We start from the raw sequence: 6,451 nt of genomic DNA, 5'->3' as shown, positions 1-6,451 counted from the left end.
ATCGCCGACCTCGCCGAGGCTCGCGCCTATCTGGCCCATCCGGTGCTGGGCGCGCGGCTTCGCGAGGTCGTCGCGGCGATCACCGCCCTGCCCGGCGACGACGCCCATGCGGTGTTCGGCTCGCCCGACGACCTGAAGCTGCGCTCCAGCCTCACCCTGTTCCAGGCCGCCGCGCCGGATGAGGCGTGTTTTGGCGAGGCGCTGGCCAAGTATTTCGCCGGCGCCGCCGATCCTCGGACCCTGGAGCGGCTGTGAGGGAGACGGAGGACGACGAGCGAAACAACAAAACCCCCGCCTTCCTCGCCCTTGTGGCGAGGACCCATGTGTCGGCTTGGCGTGGAAACCCGTCAGAATGCGCCGACGGCGTGGGCGCGCTGGATTCACATTCACCGTCGGCTGAAACCTGGGCCCCAGGCACAAGGCCTGGGGAGGCGACTAAATTAGGTAACGGCTCCCCCCCCTCCGCCCATAGGTAATCATCCCGGCTGCGGAAGCACCTCGCCGAGGCTACTATCGCGCCAGGGATCAAAGCGCAGGAGACCGCCATGACCACGATGATGAAGGCCGCCGTGGTGCGGGCCTTTGGCCAGCCGCTGGTGATCGAGGATCGGCCGCGTCCCAAGCCCGGCCGGGGCCAGGTCCTGGTCAAGATCGCCGCCTGCGGCGTCTGCCACACCGACCTGCACGCCGCCCATGGCGACTGGCCGATCAAGCCTTCCCTGCCGTTCGTCCCCGGCCACGAGGGCGTCGGCGCGGTGGTCGAGCTGGGCGAGGACGTCGATCACCTGAAGATCGGCGACCGAGTGGGCGTGCCGTGGCTGCACACCGCCTGCGGGCGCTGCGTCCACTGCCTGGCCGGCTGGGAAACCCTTTGCGAGAAGCAGCAGAACACCGGCTATTCGGTCGACGGCGGCTTCGCCGAATACGTGCTGGCCGACGCCGACTATGTCGGCCTGATCCCCGAAAACCTGACCTCGGTCGAGGCCGCGCCGATCCTGTGCGCCGGGGTCACCGTCTACAAGGGCCTGAAGGTCCTGGACGCCAAGCCGGGCGACTGGGTGGCGATCTCCGGCGTCGGGGGCCTGGGGCACCTGGCCGTGCAGTACGCCAAGGCCATGGGCTTCCGGGTCGCCGCCGTCGACGTCGCCGAGGACAAGCTGGCCCTGGCGCGCGAGTTGGGCGCGGAGATCACCGTCGACGCCAGCCGCGAGGATCCCGTGGCGGTCTTCCAGGCCAAGGTCGGCGGCGTCCAGGGCGTGCTGGTCACGGCCGTGTCGCGCGGCGCTTTCAGCCAGGCGATCGGCATGGTCCGGCGCGGCGGCACGGTGTCGCTGAACGGCCTGCCGCCGGGCGACTTCCCGCTGTCGATCTTCGACACCGTTTTGCGCGGCATCACCGTGCGCGGCTCGATCGTCGGCACGCGCCTCGACCTGATCGAGGCCCTGGCCTTCGCCGCCGACGGCCGGGTCAAGGCGACGGTCTCGACCGAGGGGCTGGGCGCGATCAACGACATCTTCGAGCGCCTCGAAAAGGGCGGGATCGAGGGCCGCGTGGTGCTGGACTTCGAGGGCCGCGCGTGAGGGCCCTGACCGTTCTGGCGGCGCTGAGCTTGGCCCTCGCCGCTTCGCCGACCTTGGCCGAGGCCCAGACAAAGGCCCAGACAAAGGCCCAGACAAAGGCCCAGACAAGGGCCCAGACAAGGGCTCAGGCTTCCGCGGCCAATGGCGAGCGGCTGGCCCAGCGCGCCTGTGGCGGTTGCCACGCGGTGCGCGGGACCATGAGCCCCCTGCCCGACGCCCCGCCGTTCGCCAGGATCCACAAGCGCTATCGGGCCGGCGGGCTGGACGCCTTGCTCGACGAAGGCATGCTGGCCCCGGCCCTGCCGCCCGAGGAAGGCTCGCCGCGCACCCATCCGCGCATGCCGATGGCCAGCTTCGACGACGACCAGCGGGCGGATCTGAAGGCCTATCTGAAGAGCCTGGAGCCACGGAAGAAGCGGGCGGCGCGGTAGGGGGCTCTACCCCTCTTCCGCCTCGTCCCGCGCCGCCGCAGGCGCGTCGTCGGCCTCCAGCGGGAAGCTGATCTCGCAGCGCACCCCGGCCGGATCGTAGTCCAGGCGGACCTTGCCGCGCAGCTCGCGGGCCAGGGCCTGGGCGATCAGGCGCGTGCCGAAGCCCTTGCGCGTCGGCGCCTGGACCGGCGGCCCGCCCTCCTCGATCCAGGTGAAATCCAGCCGTCCCGCGGTCACGCGCCAGCTCACCCGCACCCGGCCCTCGACGGCGCCGAGCGCGCCATACTTCAGCGCATTGGTGCCCAGCTCGTGCAGGGCCATCGACAACGCCAGGGAGCGGGCGGGCGAAAGGCTGACGCGCGGCCCTTCGGACGCGAACCGCTCGGTCGCGAACGGCTCGGCCGCCTGCCGCACCAGGTCGCCCAGCTCGGCGCTGGCCCAGCTGGACTGGGTCAGCAGGTTGTGGGTGGCCGACAGAGCCATCAGCCGCTGCTCGAACGCCTCGCGCGCGGTCTTCAGGTCGTCGGACGAGCGCAAGGTCTGGGCGGCCAGGGACTGGACCGTCGCCAGGGTGTTCTTCACCCGGTGATTCAGTTCGTTGATCAGCAGGCGCTGGAGCTCCTCGGCCCGGCGGCGCTGGGCCAGCTCGGTCTGGACCGACTGGTAGAGGCGGGCGTTGTCGACCGCGATCGCGGCATGGGAGGCCACGCCCTCGGCCAGCCACTCGGCCCGCTCGTCGAATACGTTGGGATCGGGATGACCGAAGAACAGCCCGCCGATCACCTCGCCCGAGCGCGAGCGGACCGGCACGGCCAGGTAGCTGCGCACCGGCAGGTGACCCTTGGGCATGCCGAAATGCGGCGCGTGCTCGCCGTAGCGCGGATCCTGGGTGATGTCGGCCGAACGCACCGTGGCCGTCCCCTCGAAGGTCGGGGCGAAGATGGGGGTGGCGCGCGGATGGCCGAACGCGTCGAAGGCCGAACGCGGCGCGCCCGACAGGGCGTAGAGCATCAGGATGCGGCCGCCGGCGTCCGGCACCTTGTAGAAGAACGCCGCATAGCGGGCCAGGGTCAGGGCCGCCCCCGCGTCGGTCACCACCTGCACCGCCCGCTCCAGATCCAGCTCGGCGGCGATCACCGCGCCGGTCTCGTTAAGCACCGACAGGGCCGCGCTCTCGGCCTTGTACTTGCGCTCGCTGCGCGCCAGGGCCTCGCGTCCCCGGCGCTCGCTGGCCACCGCCGCCAGGATCAGGGTGGTGGAGGCCATCACCGCGACGAACTGCTGGGTCAGCAGGATGGCCTCGCGGGGGCCCTCGCCAAGGAAAGGTCCGATCCCCTGGACGGTCGCGACGAAGGCGCAGAGCGCGACCAGCAGCGAGACCAGCGAGGCGCCCCGCCCGTCGAACGCCAGGCCGCCCCACACCAGCAGCGGGAAGATAAACCAGGCCCGCGACGACGGCTCGGCGCCGGCGCTCAGGAAGATCAGATAGGCCGCCGCCCCGGTCGTCGCGCAGATCAGCGCCAGATGCCCGATGCGGCCCGGCGTCCACCGCTCCCGCGACGGGCGCCAGGTCAGGAACACCGGCGCGAAGGTCAGGACGCCCGTGCCGAAGCCGAACCACCAGCTGACGAAGGCCTGCTCGACCTTGTGCGGCGTCGCCCCGCTGGCCAGCAGCGTCAACGCGCCGGCCGCGGCCGAGATCGTCGCTCCGCCCGCGCCCGCGCCGATCACCAGCCACAGGGCGCTGGGCAGGCTGTCGAGCCTGGTGTCGGTCTTCAGCCGGCGCACGAGCAGGACCGGGACGAGGGCGCCCAGGGCCGTGGCCGTGGCGATCGCCAGCTGGGCCCACGGCGGCTGCGGCGCGCCGACGATCCAGAAGGTCAGCAGCCGCCCGACCAGCGCGCCCAGCCAGACGCGGGGGCCCAGCAGGGCCACCGCCGCCAGGGCGATCCCGGCCGAGGGCCAGAACGCCGTCCCCGCCCCCGGAACCACCGCCCAGCGCAGGCTGACCACCGCGCCGGCGCAATAGACCAGCGCCAGGCCCGCCACCAGCAGCCATTCCCGGGACGTGCGCGGCAGCAGGTCGGATCGATCGACCAGGCGCAGGATCGGCGTCATCCGTCCCGCTCTCGCCCCGTCCGCCGCACGCAAGATACTCGCCCCTTCACAGCCCGGCGGTAGTCTAGGGTGTTCCGGCCTCGCGCCGCCAGTCGAGTTGACCGCCCGGAACCCAAAATCGCGCCTCCCGCCGCCTCTGCCGCCACGCTGCTGCCATCCGCCGTCAGCAGCCCCCCTAGCCGAGACCCCCGCGGGCGCCTAACTTGGGGCCATGCCTCGCAACCAGAACACCGGTGTCTCGGACGTCTCCACGCCGTTCGTCATGGACGTCTCGGCCGATCCCGCCGACGGCGGCGTCATGCCCATGCTGTGGACCCCGCACCGTCCCGCCCGGCCGGACAAGACCGAGGGCGGGCGCAAGTTCAAGCTGGTCAGCGAGTACCAGCCCGCCGGCGACCAGCCGACCGCCATCGCCGAGTTGGTGGAAGGCATCGAGAACGGCGACCAGGACCAGGTGCTGCTGGGCGTCACCGGCTCGGGCAAGACCTTCACCATGGCCCAGGTGATCGAGCGCACCCAGCGTCCGGCCCTGATCCTGGCCCCGAACAAGACCCTGGCCGCCCAGCTCTACAGCGAGATGAAGTCGTTCTTCCCGGAGAACGCGGTCGAGTACTTCGTCAGCTACTACGACTACTACCAGCCGGAAGCCTACGTCCCGCGCACCGACACCTATATCGAGAAGGACAGCTCCATCAACGAGCAGATCGACCGGATGCGCCACTCGGCCACCCGGGCGATCCTGGAGCGCGACGACGTCATCGTCGTGGCCTCGGTGTCGTGCATCTACGGCATCGGCTCGGTCGAGACCTACACCGCCATGACCTTCACCCTGGAGGTCGGGCAGAAGGTCGACGAGAAGCAGCTGATCGCCGACCTCGTGGCCCAGCAGTACAAGCGCAACGACCAGGCGTTCGAGCGCGGCACGTTCCGCCGTCGCGGCGACACCATCGAGATCTTCCCCGCCCACTACGAGGATCGCGCCTGGCGCGTGACCATGTTCGGCGACGAGGTCGAGGCGATCGCCGAGTTCGACACCCTGACCGGCAAGAAGACCTCGGACCTCGAGATGATCAAGGTCTACGCCAACAGCCACCACGTCACGCCGCGCCCGACCCTGCGCCAGGCGATCATCGCCATCCGCCAGGAGTTGAAGGAGCGGCTGGAATGGCTGGTCGCCAACGGCAAGCTCTTGGAGGCCCAGCGCCTGGAGCAGCGCACGACCTTCGACCTGGAGATGATCGAGACCACCGGCTCGTGCGCCGGCATCGAGAACTACAGCCGCTACCTGTCGGGTCGGAAGCCGGGCGAGCCGCCGCCCACCTTCTTCGAATACATCCCCGACAACGCCCTGCTGTTCACCGACGAGAGCCACCAGACGGTTCCGCAGATCGGCGCCATGTACAAGGGCGACCGCAACCGCAAATGGACGCTCGCCGAATACGGCTTCCGCCTGCCCTCGGCCCTCGACAACCGGCCCCTCAAGTTCGAGGAGTGGGACGCCATGCGCCCGCAGTCGGTCCACGTCAGCGCCACCCCGGCCGGCTGGGAGATGGAGCGGGCCGGCGGCGTCTTCGCCGAGCAGGTGATCCGTCCCACCGGCCTGATCGACCCGCCGGTCGAGGTGCGCCCGGTCTCCAAGGACGGCGCCAGCCAGGTCGACGACGTGGTCGACGAGATCCGCCAGACCATCAAGAAGGGCTACCGCACCCTGGTCACCGTCCTGACCAAGAAGATGGCCGAGGACCTGACCGAGTACCTCAACGAACAGGGGATCCGGGTGCGCTACATGCACTCGGACGTCGACACCCTGGAGCGCATCGAGATCATCCGCGAGCTGCGCATGGGCCATATCGACGTGCTCGTCGGCATCAACCTGCTGCGCGAGGGCCTCGACATCCCCGAGTGCGGCTTCGTGGCCATTCTCGACGCCGACAAGGAAGGCTTCCTGCGCTCGGAGACCAGCCTGATCCAGACCATCGGCCGCGCCGCCCGTAACGTCGACGGCAAGGTGGTGCTCTACGCCGACCGGATCACCGGCTCGATGGAGCGGGCCATGGCCGAGACCGCCCGCCGCCGCGAGAAGCAGCACGCCTACAACCTCGAGCACGGCATCACGCCCGAGAGCGTCAAGCGCGACATCAAGGACATCCTCAACAGCCCCTACGAGCGCGGCGACCGCGTCCTCGTCCCCATGGGCATGTCCGAGACCGACGACCGCCCGTTCAGCGGCGACAACTTCAAGGCCGCGCTCAAGGACCTGGAAGCCAAGATGCGCGAGGCCGCCGCCAACCTGGAGTTCGAGACCGCCGCCCGCCTGCGCGA

5 protein-coding genes are annotated in these 6,451 nt (G+C 70.3%); 4 read left to right on the top strand and 1 reads right to left on the bottom strand.

The genetic code is table 11. The features are described 5' to 3' along the window. The 3 genes from VJ655_RS20170 to VJ655_RS20160 form a co-directional block, all read left to right on the top strand. Positions 1–255: DUF1810 family protein (locus tag VJ655_RS20170; protein WP_324114245.1), on the top strand; the 255-nt coding region annotated here is incomplete at its 5' end. Positions 256–545: 290 nt separating this feature from the next. Continuing rightward, the gene (gene adhP, locus VJ655_RS20165) at positions 546–1,580 is read left to right on the top strand and encodes an alcohol dehydrogenase AdhP (RefSeq protein WP_324114244.1); all 1,035 of its coding nucleotides are present in this window, start codon (positions 546–548) and stop codon (positions 1,578–1,580) included. Further along, positions 1,577–2,011, top strand: a complete 435-nt coding sequence (locus VJ655_RS20160) for a cytochrome c (RefSeq protein WP_324114242.1) — start codon at positions 1,577–1,579, stop codon at positions 2,009–2,011. Before adhP ends, VJ655_RS20160 begins: the two co-directional genes overlap by 4 nt. Positions 2,012–2,017: 6 nt before the next feature. On the opposite strand, the gene VJ655_RS20155 is transcribed toward VJ655_RS20160, so the two are convergent. Then, entirely contained in the window at positions 2,018–4,129 is a 2,112-nt protein-coding gene (locus VJ655_RS20155; RefSeq protein WP_324114240.1) for an HWE histidine kinase domain-containing protein, read from the bottom strand. Between the two features lie 211 nt (positions 4,130–4,340). On the opposite strand from VJ655_RS20155, the gene uvrB reads away from it, so the two are divergent. Continuing rightward, a partial coding sequence (gene uvrB / locus VJ655_RS20150) for an excinuclease ABC subunit UvrB (protein WP_324114238.1) occupies positions 4,341–6,451 on the top strand: 2,111 nt, incomplete at its 3' end.

It is taken from the genome of Caulobacter sp. (assembly GCF_035254145.1).
Classification (GTDB): Bacteria; Pseudomonadota; Alphaproteobacteria; order Caulobacterales; family Caulobacteraceae; genus Caulobacter.
Note: the sequence above shows the minus strand (reverse complement) of the source record. Positions and strands in the feature narration are given on the sequence as shown.

Excerpts from the sequence above, each read along its gene's own strand:
- VJ655_RS20155 (WP_324114240.1), bottom strand. The coding sequence starts at position 4,129 with ATGACGCCGATCCTGCGCCTGGTCGATCGATCCGACCTGCTGCCGCGC.
- adhP (WP_324114244.1), top strand. The coding sequence starts at position 546 with ATGACCACGATGATGAAGGCCGCCGTGGTGCGGGCCTTTGGCCAGCCG.